This window comes from Ignavibacteria bacterium, assembly GCA_016707005.1.
GTDB lineage: Bacteria > Bacteroidota > Ignavibacteria > Kapaibacteriales > Kapaibacteriaceae > UBA10438.
Map to the genome: position 1 here is coordinate 500,974 of JADJIQ010000002.1, position 23,411 is coordinate 524,384.

Annotated in this window: 15 protein-coding genes and 2 pseudogenes; 3 read left to right on the plus strand and 14 right to left on the minus strand. The window is 53.2% G+C overall.

Going from position 1 to position 23,411, the window contains the following annotated elements; translation table 11 throughout:
* Positions 1 to 18: 18 nt before the first annotated feature.
* The 8 genes and pseudogenes from IPI29_04995 to IPI29_05030 form a co-directional block, all read right to left on the minus strand.
* A pseudogene (locus tag IPI29_04995) lies at positions 19 to 186 on the minus strand (RecQ family zinc-binding domain-containing protein).
* A 174-nt stretch (positions 187 to 360) separates the two neighbouring features.
* A complete protein-coding gene (locus IPI29_05000) occupies positions 361 to 1,554 on the minus strand; it encodes a RecQ family ATP-dependent DNA helicase (protein MBK7411894.1) in 1,194 nt (397 codons plus the stop codon).
* Positions 1,551 to 2,573, minus strand: a complete 1,023-nt coding sequence (locus IPI29_05005) for a T9SS type A sorting domain-containing protein (protein MBK7411895.1) — start codon at positions 2,571 to 2,573, stop codon at positions 1,551 to 1,553. The genes IPI29_05000 and IPI29_05005 overlap by 4 nt, the downstream gene beginning before the upstream one ends.
* The gene (locus IPI29_05010) at positions 2,554 to 3,546 is read right to left on the minus strand and encodes a phosphoribosylformylglycinamidine cyclo-ligase (protein MBK7411896.1); all 993 of its coding nucleotides are present in this window, start codon (positions 3,544 to 3,546) and stop codon (positions 2,554 to 2,556) included. Before IPI29_05010 ends, IPI29_05005 begins: the two co-directional genes overlap by 20 nt.
* A gap of 24 nt (positions 3,547 to 3,570) precedes the next feature.
* Positions 3,571 to 4,296, minus strand: coding sequence for a glycosyltransferase (locus IPI29_05015; GenBank protein ID MBK7411897.1), 726 nt, complete (start codon positions 4,294 to 4,296; stop codon positions 3,571 to 3,573).
* A gap of 38 nt (positions 4,297 to 4,334) precedes the next feature.
* A complete protein-coding gene (locus IPI29_05020; GenBank protein ID MBK7411898.1) occupies positions 4,335 to 5,318 on the minus strand; it encodes a DUF2279 domain-containing protein in 984 nt (327 codons plus the stop codon).
* Positions 5,308 to 6,666, minus strand: coding sequence for a DUF1446 domain-containing protein (locus IPI29_05025; GenBank protein ID MBK7411899.1), 1,359 nt, complete (start codon positions 6,664 to 6,666; stop codon positions 5,308 to 5,310). The genes IPI29_05020 and IPI29_05025 overlap by 11 nt, the downstream gene beginning before the upstream one ends.
* On the minus strand, positions 6,663 to 7,184 hold the full coding sequence (locus tag IPI29_05030) for a hypothetical protein (protein MBK7411900.1): 522 nt from the start codon (positions 7,182 to 7,184) through the stop codon (positions 6,663 to 6,665). Before IPI29_05030 ends, IPI29_05025 begins: the two co-directional genes overlap by 4 nt.
* A gap of 49 nt (positions 7,185 to 7,233) precedes the next feature.
* On the opposite strand from IPI29_05030, the gene IPI29_05035 reads away from it, so the two are divergent.
* Complete coding sequence (locus IPI29_05035; GenBank protein MBK7411901.1) at positions 7,234 to 8,340, plus strand: DUF4115 domain-containing protein; 1,107 nt, start codon at positions 7,234 to 7,236, stop codon at positions 8,338 to 8,340.
* Here the strand turns inward: IPI29_05035 and IPI29_05040 are convergent, their stop codons facing one another.
* The 3 genes from IPI29_05040 to purN form a co-directional block, all read right to left on the minus strand.
* Complete coding sequence (locus IPI29_05040; protein MBK7411902.1) at positions 8,341 to 9,309, minus strand: KpsF/GutQ family sugar-phosphate isomerase; 969 nt, start codon at positions 9,307 to 9,309, stop codon at positions 8,341 to 8,343.
* A 79-nt stretch (positions 9,310 to 9,388) separates the two neighbouring features.
* The gene (locus IPI29_05045) at positions 9,389 to 14,107 is read right to left on the minus strand and encodes a T9SS type A sorting domain-containing protein (protein MBK7411903.1); all 4,719 of its coding nucleotides are present in this window, start codon (positions 14,105 to 14,107) and stop codon (positions 9,389 to 9,391) included.
* A 204-nt stretch (positions 14,108 to 14,311) separates the two neighbouring features.
* Positions 14,312 to 14,956, minus strand: coding sequence for a phosphoribosylglycinamide formyltransferase (gene purN / locus IPI29_05050; GenBank protein ID MBK7411904.1), 645 nt, complete (start codon positions 14,954 to 14,956; stop codon positions 14,312 to 14,314).
* A 101-nt stretch (positions 14,957 to 15,057) separates the two neighbouring features.
* On the opposite strand from purN, the gene IPI29_05055 reads away from it, so the two are divergent.
* Entirely contained in the window at positions 15,058 to 17,424 is a 2,367-nt protein-coding gene (locus IPI29_05055; GenBank protein MBK7411905.1) for a TonB-dependent receptor, read from the plus strand.
* An 8-nt stretch (positions 17,425 to 17,432) separates the two neighbouring features.
* On the opposite strand, the pseudogene metH reads toward IPI29_05055, so the two are convergent.
* The 3 genes and pseudogenes from metH to IPI29_05070 all read right to left on the minus strand — a co-directional run bounded on the left by metH (position 17,433) and on the right by IPI29_05070 (position 22,523).
* A pseudogene (gene metH / locus IPI29_05060) lies at positions 17,433 to 21,090 on the minus strand (methionine synthase).
* A 21-nt stretch (positions 21,091 to 21,111) separates the two neighbouring features.
* Positions 21,112 to 21,777 (minus strand): tRNA (N6-threonylcarbamoyladenosine(37)-N6)-methyltransferase TrmO, encoded by a 666-nt coding sequence (gene tsaA, locus IPI29_05065; GenBank protein ID MBK7411906.1) that lies wholly within the window; start codon positions 21,775 to 21,777, stop codon positions 21,112 to 21,114.
* Complete coding sequence (locus tag IPI29_05070; GenBank protein MBK7411907.1) at positions 21,771 to 22,523, minus strand: hypothetical protein; 753 nt, start codon at positions 22,521 to 22,523, stop codon at positions 21,771 to 21,773. Before IPI29_05070 ends, tsaA begins: the two co-directional genes overlap by 7 nt.
* A 74-nt stretch (positions 22,524 to 22,597) precedes the next feature.
* On the opposite strand from IPI29_05070, the gene IPI29_05075 reads away from it, so the two are divergent.
* A complete protein-coding gene (locus IPI29_05075) occupies positions 22,598 to 23,410 on the plus strand; it encodes a Nif3-like dinuclear metal center hexameric protein (GenBank protein MBK7411908.1) in 813 nt (270 codons plus the stop codon).
* The last annotated feature ends 1 nt before the right edge of the window (position 23,411 follow it).

A 23,411-nucleotide genomic window follows, 5' to 3' on the forward strand; every position in this document is an offset into this window, starting at 1 on the left:
CCGTTGCGCCACACTCCCCTTGCAGGATGAGCATGTTCCGCATGTTCCTGATGTGGAGGGATCGCCGAAATAGGAAAGGATGAAGTTCCGTTTGCATTGACGTGTCTCTGCATAACGAACCATCACCTCGAGCTTTTGGATCGCATAGCAGTTCACTGAGGGAAATGTCCACGTTGGCACCAACATCGCGACCGGCCATCAGACGTGCGATGGCGTCGGCCACAAGTCTTCTCTCCGGTGGCGAACCCGCAGCGAACTCTTCCAACCGTGCTGCACTGGTTCGCAGCTGAAGTCTGGCTGAACCTGTGGGCGTTGTGCGGACAACGATGCCCGATCGCTCCAAAACGTTCAGAACGCCCCCTACTTCAGCAACAGGCATATGGACAGCAACTGCGATACTGGCAGCATCGGCAAGGATAGGTGTGTCCACGGAACTGCCGAGGGGCAATTGCGCACGGTCGCACAGGTACGTATAGACATCGTGCACATGTTTGCGTTCGGATACGTACCGGCAATATAGAACTCCATGAGCCGACGGTCTTCGGGCTGGTAGATCAGCGTGCACGTGGAGGGAAGTCCATCACGTCCGGCCCTGCCCGCCTCTTGGTAGTAAGCCTCCAACGTAAGGGTGAGATCGGTATGAAAGACATGACGCACATTGGCTTTGTCGATGCCCATGCCGAATGCATTGGTAGCAGCAAGAACAGGCGTTGAACCGTTGAGAAATCGGTCTTGGACATCTGACCTTTCTCGAGACGGCATGCCTGCGTGGTATCCTTCAGCTGCAATGCCACGACGACGTAGGTCCTCTGCCACACTCTCTACTCGACGTCGCGACCCGCAGTAGATGATGGCAGATTCATTCGGATGGGTTCGAAGTGTGCGCGTAAGAAACTCGATCTTTGCTGCCGTGCGTTCAACGCAGAACGAAAGGTTGGGTCGGTCAAATCCACGCACGATCTCAACAGCATCGGTCAGCCCCAAGGATCGCGCGATATCTGCCCGCACATCTGGTGTTGCCGTTGCCGTGAGAGCAAGAATGGGAATGCGTGCACGGTCTTCGAAGAGCGAGGTGATGTTCTGATAGGCCGGACGGAAGTCGTGACCCCATTCACTGATGCAGTGTGCTTCATCTACGGCGAGAAGACTGATGGGTATGGTACGCAACTGGCGCCTGAAGGTAACGGACTCCAGTCTCTCCGGAGCCACATACAGAAGCTTGATACGTCCACTATGAGCTTCATGGATGATGTTGTTGATGTCACCCGCACCCATCCCGCCATGAATGGCCGCCGCTGCAACACCGCGTGTTTGCAATCGCTCTGTTTGATCCTTCATGAGAGCGATAAGGGGCGATACAACCACCGTCATGTTGGGGAACAGCAAGGCAGGAACTTGATAACAGAGTGACTTGCCTCCGCCGGTTGGCAAAACACCTACAACATCTCGTCCGCGCAGAACGGCTCCGAGGATATCCTCTTGTCCCGGACGGAATGAATCATACCCGAAGGTCGTTCGCAGGACCTCTGCAGAGCGCACGATGAGCTGGTTCATTGGGAGATCACACTCTTCGTTCGATCACCGTATCGTACGAGGTACACTCCGCGGTCCAGCTGTGCGCTCGTGATGCCGTGTGCTGCTGCATGTATGGTCAGCACGGATCTGCCATTCACATCGAACACTTCAACGGGCAATGTTGTGGATGCCGTGGCTTCAACATAGAGAGCCCCTTGCCAGATCCACATCCGAGGGATGGAGGCCTGTGGGTCGAACAGCCTATTGCGAGGGTGGGTACACACGCCAAGCAAGTCCACGGGTCCGGCATAGGTGGTATCGATCACGCGTATATCGGAGTTTGAATGCCAGGCGATCCGTGCTTCGGTTGAGATCGACGTACCAAGCGTTAGTCGTGCAGGGATGGACGCAAGCACACCGTTGTCGTTGCGAAGTCGGACGGAGAATGTCACTTCTCCGTTCTTACGATCGATCACCTGCGGCGAGGTTCCGGTAGGGACCAAGGTTGTCGGATCGAAACGCACGTTCATCGTTGAGGTCACGTCGGAGAGAAACACACCGGCAGAGGTACTGTCCTGAATGATTCGGATCTCAACATCTTCCCCAGGATATCCGCGAATTGTATCAACGCGGAACACACAGCACTTGCCCGCGATCCTGCGAGCGAGGATCCACAGTGTGTCAGAAGACGACTCTCCTTGTATCGTCACATTCAACAAGTATCGCGATGTGTACGATTGCACAACAGCATTGCCGATGAACGTCACGTACATCTTGCGAGTTTCACCCGGAAAGATGTTGTTGTCGTTCTCAGCATCAACTTGGAATCCGGGTATGATGGAGGAACCCGGAGACGGCACGATACGTGTGCCGGTATTGATCAGGTCAAACGAATCACGTGCGCCGAGGCATGGACCAATGTCACCGAAGCGCATAGTGTCCAGACTGAATCGAATACTGAGTTGTGCGTGTACATGAGTGGCGCAACACGCCATCACAACGAGAACAGCGGCAGCGCGAACCACGCGTTGCATGGTATCACCGAGATGCAACAACACGTCCAACGATAAACGGCTTCTCACCGGTAAGGCGCGCCATCACATCGTCTACACGTGCCGGGCTGACGACCATGATCATGCCAACCCCAAGGTTGAAGACATGACGCATCTCTTCGTCACTGACGGATCCGGCCTGCTGTATGAGACCAAAGATCGGCGGTACCGTCCAGGAGCCCCATGCGATCTCAAGTGCAAGACCATCATGCAGAATGCGCGAGGTATTGCCAACGATCCCACCGCCAGTGATGTGCGACAGACCATTAACAAGGTCCGCATCGAGTAGGGGGCTTATCACGTTCAGATATGAGCGAGGAACGGCGAGCAAGGCCGTGCCGGCAGGTGAGCCGAGTTCATTGATGTGTTGGTCAACAGCATACATTGGGAACAAGGCAGCTCGTGCAAGTGAGTACCCATTCGTGTGAAGTCCGGATGAAGGAAGACCAATGAGAACATCACCTTCTTGGACGCGGCTGCCATTGAGGATCTTTGGTTTATCCACCACGCCAACGATCGTACCGGCAACATCGTAGTCGCCATCGGCATAGATCGAAGGCATCTCAGCAGTTTCACCGCCGAGAAGCGCGCAGCCATTCTCTGTGCAGGCCTGAGCCATGCCCTTGATCACATCGCGAGCGACTCCCGATTCCAGTTTACCGGTTGCGAAGTAGTCGAGGAAGAACTGTGGCCGAGCACCACACGCAAGGATGTCATTCACACAGTGATTGACAAGGCATTGCCCAACCGTGTCGTGGACACCGGCCATCACGGCAACCTTGAGCTTCGTACCAACACCATCGGCACTGGCCACCAATACAGGATGCTCAAGCCCCGGAAAACGCGCATCAAAGAAGCCACCGAACATTCCGATCTCGCTCAGTACACCTGGAGTACGGGTGGCCTTTACGAACGGTTTGATCGAATCAACGAGCGCCTCTCCGGCCTCGATGTTGACACCAGCGGTTTTGTAGTCCATAGATCCGGGTAGGGGGCTGAGTGGTTATCGTACAGGTTCCCATTCATCGGAGGAGGAACGCCCCCTGAACATGACGCTCAGGGCGTTGATCGTCCACGCGAACAGAACACGAAAATACCCAAACTTGCGGAACCGTCGGGGCGACTCGAACACAAGCATTTCCCACGCGAAACGAACACGCGCCTTGGTTCCGATACGGGCCAAGAGATCAAAATCCTCCCCTGCGGCCAATTCACTTCGGTATCCGCCTACCATTTCAAACACCTTACGACGTACCACCTGACATTCTCCCCTGCCGGCTCCGATTCGCAGGAGCAACAGGAACCACACGTAGCTGTTGTAGAAGGTATGGAATGCCTTATCTGCGATCTTTTCCTCATCCGGGCGGAATCCAACAGGACATGCCAAGGCTGATGCCCGAGCATACGGACCTGTGCGCTCTGCAAAGTTGATCAAGCACGATGTAAACTTCTCACGATCGGATGGAACTGTATCTCCATTGATGAAGACGAGTACATCGCCCGTTGCGACCCTTGCTCCGGCATTGCGTCCCTCTGCGATGGTCTGCCGATGATCTCCCTCGTGCACAACAACAATATCCGCGAACTGTCGTGCGATCTCGAGTGTTCCGTCCGTACTGCCGCCATCACTTACGATAAGTTCGGCACGCACTGATACACGCCACGCTGCGTCGAACACCGACAGTGTGGCCGCGAGGAGTTTTTCTTCATGCAGCGTTGGAACGATCACACTGATGCGAGGATGTTCAGAGATGTGTTGCTGTGTTGTCAGAGTGGTACAACGATCGCAAATGGATAAAAGAGTCCAAACTTTACACCCTCATCACCAACTTCAAGAGTTGGGCCCGGAAGACGAATATAGTTGAGGGCCTGACGTAGATAGTTCACTACACCGACCTTTGACTCCGGTATGATCTTCACCCAGTCATAGTCAAGCCCGAAAAGGTACCGTCGTGTTACGCCAACGGGCACACCATTCGCATCCACAACGTCATAGTTCTTGATGCCATATCCCACCGAGAACATCAGCCAATCAGGCCAATATGCAGCGGCATCGTTCGGCAAGAGATTGTTCACGTTACAGGCAAGCCAGAAGGTTGTGCTGTTATAGTCATCGATGAAGATCTTCTGCCGATTGTTGCTCACGGGGTATCCAACCCATGAGGCCGGCACGTAACTCCATCGTGGTGTGAAATTCTGAAGGAACGGGATCTGATACTGTGCCGCATAGTAGGCAGCTCCAACGAAGTCGGCCATGGCATCAGATGGTGAAAAGCCCCATTCCCTTGCATAGCCGTCCTGGATCTCCACGTACATTAAGTAGGCGAACCCCATCCCTGCACCGGTCCACATGGCAGCAGTCTGGTCAAGACCACACTCCATCAGGACATCACCGCAGAATGTGCTCATTACATATGATGTATAGATGTGCCCAAGTTTATCGAGTCCGCGGGCATACTCTAGGTCTTCCTGTATATGGAACTCTGCGCTATCCCCTTCCGGCCACCATGCATTTCGTTGATAGATATGCAGGCCAACGATCAGTCCCGTCATTCCAACACCAAATGCAATGGTTGGTGCCGCTTGAAGTTCAGTTTCAAGGCGGGGAGTTCCGCCCGTGATCGTATAGCGCTGATTGTCGGCATAACGAAACAGCGACGGTGGGACATAGAGAGAATCCCCACCGGCCGTCAGGGATGCCGGCACGAGCAGAACAAGTGAACAGATCGCTAGAAGCGCTTTACAGTGCATCGACCTGGACATGCATTTCGAGGACCGACTTATCAAGCAGTGCCGGGAAATACGCCACTACGTCGCTGGCCTTTGGTCTGCCGCCGGAGAATCCTGTTGCACTCGGTGGTCCGGTAAGGATCAACGGGGCGATCTCTTTTCCAAAACGCTCAACGGATGCCTTGTCCTTACCACGAACTCCGATGCGCATCATCACTTCATTCGGCGTGATCTGAGCTGCGATCGGTCCGTGGCATGCATTCATGCCTACGAATTCCGTACGGATCTCATCGAATGTGAGACCAAGCCGCTCGAGTCGCGTACGAAGGATCTTATCAGCCGCCTGTGCCTTATCATAGGCGTCGGGCGCGGAATATGTCAGCGAGCCGAATGCAACATATCCATCGAGGTAGCTCGCACTCACCTTATAAAACGGTGTGAATGGTTTGCCCTTCACATCAAAGACGCGCACACGGTTGTTCCCGAGATCTTCAAGGCGAATGCTTCCAAAATCTGCAATGCAATCCGGTGTGATGTACATCGCAGGATCACCGATCTCATACATGAGTTGCTCGCTAACGGTCTCGCGTGTCACAGCACCACCGGTACCGTCATGTTTTGTGACGATGAATGTTCCGTCAGGGAATGCTTCGATGATCGGGAATCCAACGTCGGCCATGTCCGGCAGTGATCGCCAGTCACCAAGGAAATTACCACCCGAGGCTTGGGCACCACATTCATTGATGTGGCCGGCTACTGTTCCCGCGGCAAGCAGATCCCAGTCTTCAACGCCCCAACCGAATTCATGGATCATAGGGGCAAGGGTAAGCCCCGTATCAGTTGTTCTACCTGTGATGATGATCTGCGCACCTTGCTTGAGTGCTTCCACCAATGGCCAAGCGCCTGTGTACACATTGGCACTGAGGAGTTGATCCTTCACATTTGCGATGGGCTCCCCTGTCTCCATATGGAGCATCTGGTGTCCGTCATCAACCAACTCGCTGATCCGCGGAAGGATATCGTCACCCAACACAACGCCGATCTTCAACCCGGTGATCCCGAGTTTCTTTGCAACCTCAAAGATCTTGTCGCGCGCGGCCAGAGGATTCACACCACCACCGTTGGTGATCAGTGTGATGCCGCGTTCCATCAGGTACGGCAGGATCTCTTCGCAGACGTCTACAAGGTCGCGAGCATAGCCCAAGTCAGGGTTTCGCATCCGCTGCTTCTGGAGGATCGACATCGTGACCTCGGCCAGATAGTCCATCACGAGATAGTCAATAGGTCCGCGAGAAACCTGTTGAAGAGGGGCATTCTGGAGATCTCCCCAGAATCCTTGACCGGAGGCAATGCGTATGGATTGTTTCATGCTGTTGTAGGGGGCTTTCGATGGATCGATGCTGTGGTAGACGACCGCAGGATCTGCTCCAATGATGGGACAGAGAACCGAAAGATACGAAACGTGACAGGGCCCGACGTAGTGGACACGAGGCGAATGGTCGTCCAAAATCGTTCATCGTGCATAGTACCTGCAACGATATCATCATACCGGACCGCGATCGGACCGGGCCGTAAGGCAGGCCGAACAACGATGCCAAGGGTTTTGGCCTGCGTTCGCTGAAAGACAAGCCGAAGGATCATTTGCAGCACTTGGCAAAGTAGAACCAGCGGGAAGGCATATGCCCATATGGAAGGGTCTGTATTGGTATAGAGCAGTCCTCCGATCAGAACGGAGACCACAAGCACCCCACTTACGAGCACCACGCCCGGAGCGCTGATGTAGGACTCCCGGTCTTCGCCAAGCTTGAGGCGTCGAACTTCGATATCATCCAATATCTGTCTATACGCCAGCGCTCCCAGAAAGAGACAGGCGAAAACAAAGGCCACGTAAGAACCGTGGAACCATATCGTCCAATCTATAGACATATTTGCACCCATGGATCCACTTGCGGAGAGATTCCGCCGGGAGCGCGAGCGGCTCGGAATCAGCATACGAGAACTTGCGCTCGAGACCAAGATACGCGAGCCGTACATCGATGCGTTGGAGCGAGGACGCTACGACGTATTGCCGGCGGTCTATGTACGATCATTCATCAGAACTATTGGCGTAACGCTTCAGATACCGGCAGAAGAAATTCAGTCGTTGATGGACGCAACGTTCGATGATGAGAGCAGCACTTCCGGAAGGCTTCCAGCATACAAGCCTCAGCAACCACAACGGGAATCACAGATCTCGTTCTCTAACGCAGCCCAGCGAACCACAGAAGCTGTTGCTGCATCAATGGACAAGGTGAAGTCGGTTGCTCAGTCACCTTTACAACAGGCTCAACAAGCAACAAAGAAGATCTCTCCTCTAACGGGAGCACTGATCCTTGCAGTGTTTCTTGGTTTCGGTCTATGGTGGTTCGTATTCCGCGACAGTGGTCCGGATACCGGCATCCCGGCTACAGATGTTGTGGACGTATCCTCATCGGCAGACCAGAGTATTGCAGACACAGACAGTCTCATCCTTACAGCGATCGCATCTGATACAGCGTGGATCAGCATCACCATGGATGGAACACGCAACCAACAAGCGGTACTTCTTCCCGAGGGTGAGTACCGATGGAGTGCGATGGAAAAGTTCGTTGTTTCTCTTGGGAATGCTGGCGCTATCCAATTCTTCCGCAATGGTCGCCCCCTACCGGCTTTTGGTAGATCAGGAGAAGCAGTTCGCGAGATACGGATCTCCCGGAAGGACGTAACTGCATCGAACACCACGTTCAAGGCCCCGCCAGCCCCTGCTGCGAAGGAACCGGTGGCTAAGCCGGCAGTTCAGCAGGCAACCAAGCCAGTCGTTAACACCGCTGCGAAACCCGTAGCAAAACCTGTTACGAAACCGGTTGCAAAGCCAGTGGCCAAACCGGCCGGGAAGCCCGTGGCAAAACCAACTGCGAAGCCAGCTGTGAAACCAGTGCCCAAGAAAGCAACAGCACCTGTTGCTAAGAAGAAGATCGAAAGGCCGTTGATCACGCCGGCGCCACCGCAGCCTATACGTCGCTGATCATAGTTGCGCACGAATGATATCGTGTACCCGCACCACTCCGACGCAACGTCCCTCACGAACAACAGGCACCACTGAGATCTGCCGCTCCCTGGCCTCCATGGCTTGAAGGGCAGTATGAAGTGAGTCCGTCTGTTGGACGACCACTGGGTGCACCGTCATTACATCTCGCACCAGAGTCGAACTCAGGTCAAAATGTGTTCCGACCATGCGCCGAACATCTCCATCTGTAAGTATGCCTTCCAGAGCACCATGCTCATCTATCACGCATACGATACCGAGTGCAGTTGACGTAAGGACGTGAACAGCTTCAGCGATCGTCTTCTCTGATGTTATCCGTGGCAATGCATCTCCAGAGTGCATTACGTCCTCTACGTTCCGCAATAAGGCTATACCGATTCCACCGTGCGGATGCGAGCGCTGCAACCTGTTCACAATGTCACCATTGATATGTGCTGCTGCAACACTCAGAAGATCCGCAAGGATCAGTGATTGAGTGGTACTTGCTGTTGGCAAGAGATTCAGCGGATCAAGCTCATGCAGAATCGGCGCCACCAACGCATGATCAGAGAGCGACCCCAACGTTGTACCGGCACGGCACGTGATGGAGATCACCTTCATGTTGAGTTCTCGTACCAACCGAGTGAGATTCACCACCTCAGGAGTCTCACCGCTCTTCGAGAAGGCGATGAGGACGTCTGTTGCTCCAAGCATTCCGATATCACCGTGCAAGGCATCAACTGGGTGTAGGTATACACCAGGTATATGGACACTCGTCAACGTCGCAGCCATCTTTCGAGCAATGAAGCCAGACTTTCCGAGTCCAGTTGCAACAACCTTCGAAGCACCTGCAATGGATCTGGCCGCTTCTATGAATCCTTCATCGAGTTGCTCAGACAGAAGGTCGATGGCAGAGAGCTGCCATGCGAGGCCTTGCCGTGCAAGGGTGAGTATCTCAGAGTGTGTCATGGCGCGCAATCTCCGAAAAAAAACGAAAGCCCCCGGCACTGAATGCCGGGGGCTTTCTTTATTCATTCTCTCGTTCGAATTACCGAACGATCGTGAGAGTCTTGGAAAGGACCGTCTCACCAACCGTGAGCTTGTACATGTACGAGCCAGAAGTAACATCTGTACCGGCAGTATTGCGACCGTCCCACTCAACAGCATATGTGCTTGTTGAACCGGCTACGTCGTTGTTGTACACTGTCTGAACAAGATTGCCCATCATGTCGAACACTTCAAGCTTGACCTTTGCGCTGAATGGCACAAGGAAGTTGATCGTTGTCTTTCCGCTTGTCGGGTTAGGATAGTTGCCTTCAAGTGCGACAGCATTTGCTGCACCGAATTCAACATTCACGATGTTCGAGAAGGACTGAGCGCCATCGACGTCAACCTGACGGAGACGATACTCATACTTCGTAGCAGCAGCAACGTTTGCATCATAGAACTTGTAGTTCGATGCTTGAGTTGCATTGCCAACACCTGGAACATAACCGACTGACTGCCATGGGTTTTCCATCGAGCTCGTGCGGTCTACGCATGAGAGCGACGTTGCACCCGTGGTGAGGTTCGTTGTTTCCTTCATACCGCGACGCTCAACATGGAAGCCAGCATTGTTCTTCTCGGAAGCTGTCTCCCAGAAGAGGTCAACACCAGTTGCACGTGCCTTAGCATCGAAGTAGCTCAGCTCAACAGGTACGATACAGTCCACGAAGATCGGAGGGCTCGAGAACGAGCGGTTGCCGAAGTATGGACGGAGCATCGGGATCCATGAACCACGTGTGAACGTGGAATAGCCAAGGCTTGTACCCATAGCATTCAGGTGTGGATAGCCAGGATTACCGATCGTTGGGGTGAACGGTACCCAGTCACCGCTGAAGCGTGTGAGTTCGAAAGCGAAGCGATTGTCGTTGAGAAGAGCACCGCTACGTGAACGTACACGGAAGTTCTTGTCAATGAGAAGAGTACGATTGCCGATACCGAAGACCGGAATGTCCGAGTACAGTGTTGTAACCATACCCATGCGTGATTCCGATGCACCGAGTTCGTAACCTTCAGTACCCATCTGAGCAACAGATGCCCAGTATTCACCCGGAGGAATAACGACTGGTTGGTTCAGAAGGTACGTAACGTACTTGCCGAATTGTGGCTCTGTGAAAGCACCTGTCTCATCTTCACCACGACGACGAAGGATCGTTGAGTTTGCGATACGCTCGTCGCCAGGTACACCACCTTGATCGCGATAGAGCGAGAAGGAGATGTTCAAGACGTCTTGGTTGAGTTCAGCCCAGTATGCCTGGTAACCAGAGACCGTGTCTTGCGAATAGAGTGTGAAGCGCATGGCGATCTGACCGGAAGCGTTACCGGCGTCAGCACCATAGGAGTCATTAGCAGAAAGACCTGCAGGGAATGTACCCCATGTGCTACCCATCGTGTATTGGGCCGTTGGTCCTACGAACTGACCACCAACGGAACCGCTACCACCGGATGTGCTGCCACGGTGATTCAGACCCTTACCTGTAACACCAGAGAATTGAAGCTTCGGTACGTCATTCGTAGCATTCAGCGGATTGTTCTCATATGAGAATGATGGGCCGAATGTCATTGTGAATGTCGTGAACGTAGAATCGTTCAGAGTGTCAAGGTCATTGCCTGGGAAGAAGATGCGACCTGTGATCTTGTAACGGCCCGGCGTGGTTGTGCGGAAGTTAGCATCCGGGAATGGGAGCAGAACTTCGCGGTTACCAGCAAGTGTCGGAACTGTGATCGTACGGCAATAGATCTGTTGGAACTCATTACCGTCAGGCTTGATCTGGAGGCGAACAGAGAAGGCAGGTGCCGCAATGTTCGTGTTATTCGAAAGCTTCACACGGATCGGGACACGTGTTGCCTGCGATGCAGGAGCCATCGTGTATGGCCAGATCAGCTGAATGTTGCTGAATTCAACGTCTGTGACTTCGTCAGGATAAAGGATCTTAACGTTGTCAATGTAGAAGTTGTCTTCATCATCTGACGGATTCGGTGGCTGAGCGTTGTTCAAGCAGCGAGCACGCAGACGGAAGCGGAAGTTACGAGCACCTTCGTTGACCCAGTTGAGCACTGTGTCTGGGATAGGGATCGTGACCTTGTAATATTCAGCATCCTTACCATCATCGAAGAGATCTTCGCGCAATCCACCGAGTGGTGGGATCGACGTGTTCTCCATTTGAAGGTTGTACTGCGTGAGGTCATAACCACGAGCGTATCCACCACCACCCCACATACGGAACGGCTGGAGGTACTTTGTGCCGCGATTCTGAACGTCGAGCACCCAGTTTTGAATGTTCACAATACCATTGAGTTGGTCACTGCTTGGCTTTGCAAACTCTACCCAAACTTCATCAGGATTGCGATAACCAGGTGTGAAGCCGTTAACGGAAAGCATGTTCACGCGGTGCTCTGGTCCGATCAGACGGTTATCGGAGAAGCCGCGACCAATGTTGGTGAGCTTACCGGTACGCTGATAGGAGATCGAGAGAACAGCGCGCTTCTTGCGGCTGAGGTTGATCGGGAACGAACGGAGTTCGTCACCACCATACTGACCGACAGCAGGGATATCGCCGTTGCTCAAGTTCACACGATTCATACGAATGACCGGTGACTTCAGACGGAAGATATCAGAGTTTGCAGCTTGGTACTCACCACGAGGTGGCGGTGGGTTGTTCGTCACTTCGTCACCGTCAACGACGTCCGTCTCAATGTTCACCCACTTGAGAACCGAAGGCATTGCAGCACCACCTACGAGGTGATACTCATTGACGTCATCCTTGAACTCAGCAAGACGGCGCATCACAAAGACGCGGATACTTGTAGTATCATCAAACGGCCATTGATCACCAAGCGGCTGGTTCAACGAGTCCTTTGGTTCTGCGATAACCGTTGTCAAGAGACGACCGATCTGGTCATCAATGAATTCATTTGGCTCAAATGGAGGGAACACAACCTTGATGAATTCATACGGAAGAACGAATGTTCCTACCGGCTGATATGGAAGGTTGTTGCCGTTGATGTCACAGCGGTAGATACCCGAAAGTGTGGTATCACGAAGTGCAGCATCAGTTACGGACTTCGACGTGTTATACACGATCTTGCCCGTGGCTTCATTCACGATGCGGAAACGCACCTTGAAGTTGATACCCTGACGTGTGTAGTTGACGCCTTGTGGGCCTTGAACATCGTTCGTGAGATTCTGAACGATCGCAACAGGCTGAATAGCACCAAGGCGAAGGTCACCTGCGAGAAGCTCGTAGTTGTTTGCCTGAGCCGTTGGGACCACCACCGAGAAGGCCAAGTTTGCGTTGTTATTCAGAGCACGAACACGATACGACACGTTGATAACGCGAAGGATGTTCTTGTACTGCTTGAACTTGATCGCAAGGAAGTCCTTCGGTACCGTGTTGTCATCATTACGAGTACTTGTAGCACGAATACCACCGTTTGGATCGGTGTTCACGTTGAAGAGATACTCGGTGCTTTGTGTGTACTTCGGCACGTTGTAGTCAAGGATCGTGTTAACCGGCATCGTTGCAGGGAAACCAGACCAGTTGAGCCTACGCGATGGACCGGAGACACCGACCGTTGAGTTACAACGCATCCACACCGTTGCAGGGTGTGGCTGAAGAGCAGCGCGCGGAGCGATACCGAAGAAGCGCTCGTACTGAACGACAACCGAGCTGTCATTACGGTTCAGTGTAACCTGAACAGAGAAACGATAGTGCTCACCGAGACCTGGACGGTTGTTAGCGGCAAAGTTGACGTTATGAGTTACGCCACCGACCACGGCCGTCTTACCACCGATAGGAGTAAGATTCACGTAGTAGATAACGAGCTTGTCATTTGATGGCGAACGCTTGAAGTAGACCTTTGAGAAGTCATCAACAGCGCTATTCTCAGTGTTGTATACGGAAACTTGGAGGTTGTCCCATGCTGGAGCAATGAGTTGCGGCTGGATACCACCGAATGTTCCGCTCAAATTGCCTTGCTGGAGCATTGTGTTTGCGCCAGAACGAATACCTGAGGTTGCGTTATTAACGTTGTTACCGCAAGCTACGTACTGATAACCCCAGTTGTCAGCAACACCATCAGCAAGTCCGTCACCACTGCGACCACGCGTGTCGTCGGAGGATGGATCATATGCCGAGAATACGCCAGGGGTTACTTCCAGCTTCGTACGAACGGTCGGATATCCGAAGTTGTCATACTCGTAGAAATAACGGCGATTCGAAAGTGCTACAAGGGCATTTGTGGAAACGTAGAACGAATCCTGCCGCACGCCATTGAAGTAGAACGGGAATCCAATCGAAATAGGACCTGCGAATGCATCGTCCGTAGAGTCATTCAGGTTGGCTGGGTTCCTAAAGAAGGCCCATCCACCATAAAGATTCTGCGTTGGATCGGTCCAATACGTGGTTGGCAACTGACGCGGACCGGAAACGATACGACGCCATGTTCCAGGCTCCGTAAGTGTATCCACAAACTGGGTCGGGTCAGGACGCCAAAAATCAGGTGCTTCGTCGTCCGAGTCGACGAAATAATACCCCGTGGAGATGGGTGGATTAGTGCGTGCGTTAGCACCCGTCAGGGTGAAAGGCAGTGGATACGAAGCAACTGGGCTTCGGGCTCCACTCTTACGCAACACATCCTCGCCATCTTTCCCGTCTCCCGCAAAGGCAAGCGAAGTGCCTACCAACGCAGTCATGAGAGCAAGAAGTAGGAGTCTGCGGCTCATGCAAACCTCAATGAAACTGTGAACAAGTACGTGCAGTTATTTCAATCTTTTTTCAATCGAGACAAACCCTCACATCCCCAACGCAAGGCCGGGGTTGTTCGGTAAAATTGTGATTTCATCTGTAATTGTCAAACAATTTCTTCCCAGATGAACATCAGACGTGATTTTACCTCTCTTCGCATCAACATTGACACCATGCAAAAGTTACGAAACGGCTGATATGCCGGCAGTCGGTACAGATCCGACGATATCCTGAAAATTCTCCCGGATATAGTGGTTCAGAGCTACAGGATAAAGCTTGTGCTCTGTCTCCTTCACCCGTTGCTGCAAACTGGACGGCGAGTCTTCCGGAAAAACTGGAACCTTCGTCTGCCCTATCATAGCTCCCTCATCATACTGCTCGGTCACCACATGCACCGTTGCGCCGGTCTCCGTCCTGCCAGAAGCCAAAACGGCCTCGTGAACATGCAGCCCATACATCCCCTGACCCCCAAACTCCGGCAATAATGCCGGGTGGATATTCACTACGTGACCGCTCATGTAGGTAAGAACCTTTGTCGACACCAACCGCATGAATCCAGCTAGAACAAGCACGTCGATGCGGTACTGCTCAAGGAGTGAACACAGTTTGGTGCTGAATTCTTCTCCTTTCACCGATGCCGGAATCACCTCAAGATCTACGTTCTCCCCCCTTGCCACCTCACACATACCTGCAGCAGAAGAGGTAGTAAGAACCAATGCAACAGAAAACGCACTCTCACTGGACTTTGCAGCCTCACATAGAGCTTTCGCGTTCGATCCAGTGCCGGAGCCCAAGATCGCTATCCGTACCTTCGTAGTTGATCCCATTCGACTCCAATGTAGCTTTTGCCGGCTCCATTCGCCAATCGGAACTTTTGCACACCTCTATAGGGTTTGGCTCCCCATTGCACTACACTATCAGGAAATTGATGCTTACGACTGCACTCGTTCGCTCTTTGGGAGCTTTCTCCCTGTTCACACTAGGATTCCTTCTCAGTTTTACCACCGTTCTGGGCCAGAACGCCGACACAACTTCGCAGCCAACCGGTATGATCAGCGGCCAGGTGGTGGACGTTGCAACCCAACAACCGCTTGTTGGCGCTACAATTGCCGTAGTAGGAACAAAGCGCGGCGCTCTCAGCAAAAAGGAGGGGCGCTTCGTGATCTCTAACATCCCTGCCGGCGTCTACACGATCAAGACAACCCTCATCGGCTATTCTCAGGATCTGAAGTCTGACATTGTTGTAAGCCCTGGGAAGCCCCTTACCGTGCTGATCCAGCTGTCTTCTACGCAAGTTGAGTTCGGAGAGACAGTAGTGGTCTCTGAGGCCTTCCGCAAGGACGGACAGTCCATTTCCTCCACGCAAACCCTTACTAGCGAGGAAGTACGTCGGGCTCCGGGCGTTCAAGAAGACGTAGTGCGAGCTGTGGCACTCCTCCCGGGTGTTGCCGTAACGAATGCAGGACGTAATGATCTCGCCGTTCGAGGGGGCGCCCCCTTTGAGAATCTGTTCTTGGTGGACAACATCGAAGTGCCGAATATCAATCACTTCGGCTCCCAAGGCTCTTCCGGCGGACCACTCTCGTTGATCAACATCGCCTTTGTACGCGATGTTTCGTTGTCGACAGGGGGCTTTGGACCGAAGTATGGAGATCGTCTATCATCGGTCACCAACCTCACGCTGCGTGAAGGAAATGATCAACGATTTGCGGGCGAGATCAACCTCAGCGCCACGGGATTTGGTGTGATCGCTGAAGGTCCAGTTGGCAGCAGCGGCACATTCCTCTTCTCTGCCCGACGCAGTTATCTCGATCTGATCTTCAAAGCAGCCGGCTTCGGTTTCATTCCTGAATACTGGGACTTCTCCGGTAAGCTAACATTCGATGTCTCACCGCTTGATAAGATCTCCTTCCTTGCCATCGGCGCGCTGGATGAAGTGAAGTTCAACAACACGGAAGAGAATCTGTACAACAACAGCCGTGTTACCGCCCCCTCTCAGAATCAGTACTTCGCGGGTCTAACGTGGCGACGACTTCTTGAGAAGGGATATCTGAATGTCACGCTCGGAAGAACGTTCACGTACTTCAACACGGTCCAGCAAGACTCTCTTGCGAACGATGTCTTCCGCACAGTTACCAATGAAGGCGAAAATTCGCTTCGTGCGGATCTGGTGCTTCTCCCCTCATCAACACTGGAAGTGAATGCCGGTGCCATCGTGAAGTATGCCAGCCAGCTCGACTACCAAGTGGTTCTTCCGGGCTTCGCACGTCTTGATGCTTCAGGCAACCCGGCTCCACTGATTGTTGACACGTCGTTCACGGCACTTCGTGCGGGCATCTACGCACAAGCTGATTGGTCGATCACGGATCAATTCAAACTCACGCTTGGGGCAAGGGGCGATTACTACGCATTCCTTCAACAAGACAAGCTGGCTCTCTCCCCTCGCGCAAGTATCAGCTACCTTCTTGCTCCGGAAATGACCGTTCGGCTTGGTGGCGGGCGATACTATCAAGCGCCTCAGTTCATTTGGATGGTTGGCGACGCTTCGAATCCGGTGAACCTCCGACCGCTTCGTGCGGATCAAGTAGTCCTCGGCTGGGAGTGGATAGCTACGCCGGATATCAAGGTCCAGGTGGAGACGTATTACAAGTCCTACGACGCCTACCCTGTTCGTACGTTCAGGCCTCAAGCAGTGCTCGCTCCTGCAGGATTCGACGACATCTACACGGACATTCCGTTCGGTCTCGAACCGCTCACGAACACAGGTACCGGAACTGCCTATGGCATCGAGTTCTTCATCCAGAAGAAACTTAGCGCGGCTATTCCGATCTACGGCCTGGCCTCGATATCGATCAATCGCACGCAGTTCTTGGCAGCAGACGGAGTGGATCGCCCGGGTTCGTTCGATACGCCGATCATCGCAACGATTGCTGCAGGTTGGCGTCCATCACCAGAATGGGAGATCAGTAGTAAACTGAGGATGTCACAAGGCCTGCCAACCACGCCCTACATCACTACGCCGGAACGTGCTGCAGAAACCGGCTTCCCTATTGGATCTCTTGATTTCGACGATTTCAATGAAGGGGCTCGCCTGCCATTCTTCTACGCACTGGATGCACGCGTGGATAAGCGATGGTTCTTCAATGGATGGCAACTCATCGTCTATGTTGATGTTCAGAACATCACCGGACGAAAGAACGTGAGCGGTTACAAATGGAATCAGGAGACGCAGACCGTTGAAGCACAAGAAAGCATTGGTGTGCTACCTTCGATCGGCATCAACATTCAGTTTTGATGCGCTCGTTACGAATTCAGGTTCGGAGAAAGCCAACGTTCTGCAACATCAATGCTCCAGCCTTTGCGTGCAGCATAGTCTACAACCTGTTCGCTTGTGATCTTGTTCACGGCGAAGTAGGCTGATTGTGGGTGCGCAAAGTACCATCCGCTTACACTGGAGGCGGGCGACATCGCAAAGTTCTCCGTGAGTGTCACGCCTGCATGTTCGCCATCATTTAGCAAGGCGAACAGCTTGGTCTTTTCCGTGTGGTCCGGGCACGCCGGATATCCGGGTGCCGGACGGATCCCCTGATAATTCTCACGAATGAGATCGTCAGTGGTAAGCTCCTCACTCGCTGCATATCCCCATAGTTCTCTGCGAACCTTTGTATGAAGCCATTCTGCGCAGGCCTCAGCAAGTCTGTCTGCAACTGCCTTGACCATGATCGATGAATAATCGTCGTGGTCGGCTTCGTACTTCGCACACAACTCGTCCACACCAATACCAGCGTTGACGATGAACGCACCGATATGGTCACGTTGATCGGGTGCAAGCATGTCCTTGGTTGCAATGAAATCAGCGAGACACAACTGCGGAAGTCCGGGGGCCTTCACTGTTTGTTGACGAAGGAAGTGAAGCCGTGTCTCATTGTTCACAACCACATCATCTCCCTCCCGAACAGCTGGGAATAAGCCGCACACAGCGCGTGCACGAATACTCTTCGCAGCAATGATCGAGTCGAGCATAACATTGGCATCGGCAAAAAGCTTGGTTGCCTCAACACCAACAACATGATCGGTGAGAATAGCAGGATACCTGCCACGCAACTCCCATGAGAGGAAGAACGGCGTCCAATCAATGAACGGTTTGAGTTCACCGAGATCAACATCCTCAAAGGTTGTCACACCCGGTTCAAGTGGATCAGGTGCGATACCTGCAGCATCAAGAACCACGGCATTCGAACGAGCTGCTTCAAGCGAAACGTAGTTCTTCGCGTCACCACGCTTTGCATAATCAGCCCGGACGCGCTCGTATTCATCGCTGATGTTGGCAACAAAATCCGGACGCTGCTCAGCGCTGATGAGCGATCCCGCTACGGGAACCGCACGAGATGCATCCAGAACATGCACAACTGGGAACGTTGCATGTGGTGCGATCTTCACGGCAGTGTGTGTACGAGATGTGGTTGCTCCGCCGATGAGAAGGGGCTTATGAATTCCTCTTCGTTCCATCTCCTTCGCTACATGCACCATCTCATCAAGAGATGGTGTGATGAGTCCGGAAAGACCGATCACATCAACGTTCTCTGCCACTGCCGCGTCGAGGATCTTTTCAGCGGAGACCATCACTCCAAGATCGATCACACGATAGTTGTTGCAACCCAGGACTACACCAACGATGTTCTTGCCGATATCATGGACATCGCCCTTTACGGTTGCCATCAGCACCGTTCCGGCGTTCTCGTGCACACCGCCGGCGAGCCGCTTCTCCTCTTCCATGTAGGGAGTAAGGATGGCAACGGCCTTCTTCATCACACGTGCGCTCTTCACTACCTGCGGAAGGAACATCTTTCCGGCACCGAAGAGATCGCCAACGACATTCATTCCGGCCATCAATGGACCTTCAATGATCGAAAGGGGCGAAGGCAACGTCTGACGTGCTTCTTCAACGTCAACGTCGATGAACTCCGTGATCCCTTTCACAAGGGCGTGCCGAAGCCGTGAAGCCACGTCTCCGGAGCGCCACTCCTCATCCTTCAGCTTCTTTGTCACTGGCCTTTACGGTCTCTGCGAATGCCAGCAGTCTCTCCGTTGAGTCCGACCGTCGGTTAAGAAGCACATCTTCCACTCGCTCAAGAAGATCCTTCGGGATCTCGTCATAGACATCGATCTGACCGGCATTCACGATACCCATGTCCATCCCTGCCTGAATGGCATGGTACAGAAATGCTGTATGCATAGCTCTGCGGACCGGTTCGTTCCCGCGGAACGAGAAGGAGATGTTGCTCACACCGCCACTGACCTTTGAAAGGGGCAGGTTCGACTTGATCCAGTGTGTTGCACGGATGAAGTCATTCGCATAGTTGTTGTGTTCGTCTATCCCTGTTGCAACGGTCAAGATATTCGGGTCGAAGATGATATCCTGCGGCTGGAACCCAACCACTGTTGTGAGGATTCGATAAGCTCGCTCGCAGATCTCAATGCGCCGCTCGAAGGAATCGGCTTGACCTTCTTCATCAAAGGCCATTACGATGACAGAAGCCCCGTAGTCGTGACAGAGCTTAGCACGACGAATGAACTCTACCTCACCGTCCTTCAACGAAATGGAGTTCACGATCCCCTTGCCTTGCAGGCATTGAAGACCGGCTTCGAGAACACTCCACTTGGATGAATCGATCATCACGGGTACACGTGCAATGTCGGGCTCCGCTGCGATCAGATTGAGAAAGGTCCTCATGGCCTTCTCGGAATCGAGCATACCCTCATCCATATTCACGTCGATCACCTGCGCGCCATTCTCAACTTGCTGACGCGCTACATCAAGGGCTTTCTCATAGTCATCGTTGAGAATGAGCTTTGCGAATGCTTTGGAGCCCGTAACGTTTGTACGTTCTCCAACATTCACAAAGTTGGTTTCGGGCCTGATCTCAAGAGCTTCGAGTCCGCTCAAGCGCATATACGGCGGCCTGCTCGGAATCTGGCGCGGCGCCATACCTGCCACGGCATCTGCCATTGCACGGATATGATCCGGAGTTGTGCCGCAACACCCACCGAGGATGTTCAGGAAGCCGGCTTCTGCATACTCCCGAGCTTGCTGAGCCATGAACTCAGGCGACTCATCGTACCCACCCATGGCGTTGGGCAGTCCTGCATTGGGATAGAGCGAAACGAAGGCCGTTGCAACGTTGGAGATCTCCTCGATGAAGGGGCGCATCATGGACGAACCCAGCGCACAATTCAGTCCGATCGAAAGAAGATTCCGTGCGTGTTGAACAGAGGTCCAGAACGCATCAGGTGTCTGACCCGAGAGCGTTCTGCCGGACATATCCGTGATCGTGCCGCTGATCATCACCGGAAGCGCAACATTCAATTCGTCGCATACTTCAGCATACGCCTTCAAAGCGGCCTTCACGTTCAACGTATCTGTAACCGTTTCAAAGAGGAGGAGATCGGCTCCTCCTTCTACAAGACCAAGGATCTGTTCCTTAAAAGTATCTCGCATTTCATTGAAGGTTACGGCACGATATCCGGGATCGTTCACATCGGGAGACATCGACAACATGCGCGTTGTAGGTCCGATCGAACCCGCCACGAATCGAGGTCTGTTCGGCGTACGTTTGGTGATCTCATCGGCTGCTGAACGAGCAATGCGAGCCCCTTCCCGATTAAGCTCACGAGCGATATGGGCAAGTCCGTACTCGCCTTGTGCATTCGCTGTACCGGTGAAGGTATTTGTCTCCACGATATCAGCGCCTGCTTCGAGGTACTGAACGTGGATTGCACGAATGGCATCCGGTTGCGTGAGGACAAGAAGATCATTATTCCCTTTCAAGGGAACGTCGTGATCGGCAAAACGCGAACCACGATAGTCTTCTTCAGTGAGACGAAGGCGCTGGATCATGGTACCCATGGCACCATCCAGCATGAGGATCTTGCGAGAAAGCAGCGTACGGATGTCTGTCATTGCGACAAATGTACGGAGTCCTCAGAGGATGGTCACAGTATCATCATCAATGACGAAACTGATTCTGTGTTCTCGTACGGCGAGGATCGATACACCGTTCGGTCCTTGTTCAATTCTCCGGTACGGATGTGGAAACGGGTCGGCAGCAAGTACGCGTTCTGCATGTGTTCGAACATCTTCGGGCAATGCCAGCCCCTTATCCGTCCATACCACCTTGAATGATGGTTGTTGATCGACCTCGTCCACCCAACGAACACGGCTCTCTGGAAAGGCATCGGCATAGGCCAGATAGGGCTTGATATCGAGGACGGGTGTTTTATCCAGGAGATCAGTGCCCTTCACGATGAGACGAAGGCCCTTCACGCTCAGCAGTTCAACACACGTAAGGCCGATCGGATTAGGCCGATGTGGTGAACGCGTGGCAAAGACACCACGTTTCACTCTATCGCGTGGTGTGAGAACGAGTGGTTTCCAACCTGGAGCCCTATCGAAGTACGTCACAAGCCATATGTGATCACATCCGTCGATATCTCGCAGTGCTTGTTCGTAATTACGGTGTGGGTAGAGTTCAACCGTGGCCTCGTCCACACGATCATCGATCCGAGGCTGACGAGGTGCGTCGTATTTGTTGATGTACGGGGTACGAATACAACCGATCGGCTCTAGGTGGATGGGCCCTGTCACCACGCTGATCCAACGGAGAGCGACAAGAACACGCCTCCAAAGTTCGTGATAGGTAGTCCGGCAAGACTCTCAAGTCCGGGTTCACCGTATGGGATGGTGTAGTAGCGAACATTCACTCCAATCAGACTGCCCTTCCCCAGCGAACCAAAGACTGCACCAACACCCACAACACCGCCCATTCGGAAATGCCAGGTGCCGTACCCAAATGACTCAAAGAACTCGTAGAAGCGTCCATCCTGCAGATACGGCGTCTGAAGGATGGGTGTGCCGGTGATCCCCGCACTGATGAAGGGGCGGAATGTCTCCTGCAACGTTTGGCTGAACAGTCGGTACTGAACGCCGGCCGTGATCGGGAACATGAATAATCTGTTCACCTTGTTGGCAACAACTGGAATGTATCCGTTGTACCACACGTTTTCTATCTCATCGGCATTCCTTCTCGGAGAGATGGCCACGTGACCAAAGACCGAGACATCCTCAGCAAGACGGTGGTGATAGAAACCGCCGATACCCCATCCGCTTCCAGAAAAGAGTAGGTCCAGACCAGCAGCGTTGTTTGCCAATGCATTTGACGCGATCTCCTCCATCAGTGGGCGTGCCGGAGTGAAGATCATCGTTGTATCCGTTGGCATCGGATCCTCACCAGTGATCTGCGTGAATGCTAATTGCGGACCCAAAACAAGCGTTAGGGCGATGCACAATGCCGATATGATGGTGGTTTGGCGCATTTGTCGTGATGATACGGTCATGAGCTCAAAGTTACACATCCAAGTTCGTGTGGATAACATTGCTAATCCGTTCAGGTTCCGTACTTTAGCCCCCTATGCTCGTTCGTGAGTTCCAACGTATTGTCGATGCGGTACTGCCTCCGGAGTCCGCCATGCATGGAGATGCAATCGGTCTCCAAGTGGCATCGAAGCGTTCTGACGTAGGTCGGGTGCTTGTCTGCCTTGAGATAACGGACGCCATAGTGGCTGAGGCCATTGAGCGTTCCTGCGATACGATCCTCACGTTCCACCCCCTGATCTACACCCCGTTGGCTCGTCTGGACCGTTCAGACCGTGTTTCGCGATGTGTTGGTGACCTGATCGTTGCAGACATCTCGGTTATCTGCGTTCACACAACATTTGATGCCTTCCCCCAAGGAACCAATCTCATCCTTGCAGAACGCCTAGGTCTCGAACCATTGCGCCCACTCGTTCCCTCAATGGATCGGTCAACTGGTATGGGGCTCCTTGCTTCCTGTTCGATGACGTATTCAGAACTCATTGAGCGTATCGCAGTGGTATGCGGTGGCCCGGTGCGCCATTGTCCGCCATTGTCGGAGTCAGTGCGTGCTGTTGCCATCGTTGGCGGAAGCGGAGTTTCCTTTTACGATGCTGCCGTGTCTTCGGGTGCGGACGTTTTCATTACGGCTGATGTGAAGTACCATGCTTTCCATGCGGCAAGTGGCGTGATCGGTCTTGTAGACCCCGGACATTTTGAAATGGAACAATTCGTGCCTGCTGGACTTGTATCTGTCCTCAGCACCGCGGCCCCTAGCCTGACCTTTCTTGAAAGTACCGTTGTGACCAACCCTGTTCACTACGCGTACCGATCTTCACAGCGATCAATAAATCTTTCTTCTCATCCTTAGG